Source organism: Acinetobacter sp. YH12102 (genome assembly GCF_013419125.1).
Classification (GTDB): Bacteria; Pseudomonadota; Gammaproteobacteria; order Pseudomonadales; family Moraxellaceae; genus Acinetobacter; species Acinetobacter pseudolwoffii.
On the sequence record NZ_VPAS01000050.1, the window covers coordinates 1 to 1,185 of the forward strand.

A 1,185-nucleotide genomic window follows, 5' to 3' on the forward strand; every position below is an offset into this window, starting at 1 on the left:
AGTACCAGCGTACGGCCCACAGAATGATGTCACGCTGAAAATGCCGGCCTTTGAATGGGTTCATGTGCAGCTCCATCAGCAAAAGGGGATGATAAGTTTATCACCACCGACTATTTGCAACAGTGCCAAGCGCGGTGTCCGGAATTTCAGGTTTGTGTCTCTACAAAGACTAACTATCAGAAAAACTCATCGAGCATCAAATGAAACTGCAATTTATTCATATCAGGATTATCAATACCATATTTTTGAAAAAGCCGTTTCTGTAATGAAGGAGAAAACTCACCGAGGCAGTTCCATAGGATGGCAAGATCCTGGTATCGGTCTGCGATTCCGACTCGTCCAACATCAATACAACCTATTAATTTCCCCTCGTCAAAAATAAGGTTATCAAGTGAGAAATCACCATGAGTGACGACTGAATCCGGTGAGAATGGCAAAAGCTTATGCATTTCTTTCCAGACTTGTTCAACAGGCCAGCCATTACGCTCGTCATCAAAATCACTAGCATCAACCAAACCGTTATTCATTCGTGATTGCGCCTGAGCGAGACGAAATACGCGATCGCTGTTAAAAGGACAATTACAAACAGGAATCGAATGCAACCGGCGCAGGAACACTGCCAGCGCATCAACAATATTTTCACCTGAATCAGGATATTCTTCTAATACCTGGAATGCTGTTTTCCCGGGGATCGCAGTGGTGAGTAACCATGCATCATCAGGAGTACGGATAAAATGCTTGATGGTCGGAAGAGGCATAAATGCCGTCAGCCAGTTTAGTCTGACCATCTCATCTGTAACATCATTGGCAACGCTACCTTTGCCATGTTTCAGAAACAACTCTGGCGCATTGGGCTTCCCATACAATCGATAGATTGTCGCACCTGATTGCCCGACATTATCGCGAGCCCATCTATACCCATATAAATCAGCATCCAGGTTGGAATTTAATCGCGGCCTCGAGCAAGACGTTTCCCGTTGAATATGGCTCATAACACCCCTTGTATTACTGTTTATGTAAGCAGACAGTTTTATTGTTCATGATGATATATTTTTATCGGCACTGTTGCAAATAGTCGGTGGTGATAAACTTATCATCCCCTTTTGCTGATGGAGCTGCACATGAACCCATTCAAAGGCCGGCATTTTCAGCGTGACATCATTCTGTGGGCCGTACGCTGGTACT

1 protein-coding gene is annotated in these 1,185 nt (G+C 44.5%); it reads right to left on the reverse strand.

Annotated elements, in window-relative coordinates:
* Positions 1 to 176 precede the first annotated feature (176 nt).
* Positions 177 to 992: an aminoglycoside O-phosphotransferase APH(3')-Ia gene (locus FTU42_RS14725; protein ID WP_000018326.1), complete on the reverse strand. Its 816-nt coding sequence runs from the start codon at positions 990 to 992 to the stop codon at positions 177 to 179.
* Between the last annotated feature and the right edge of the window lie 193 nt (positions 993 to 1,185).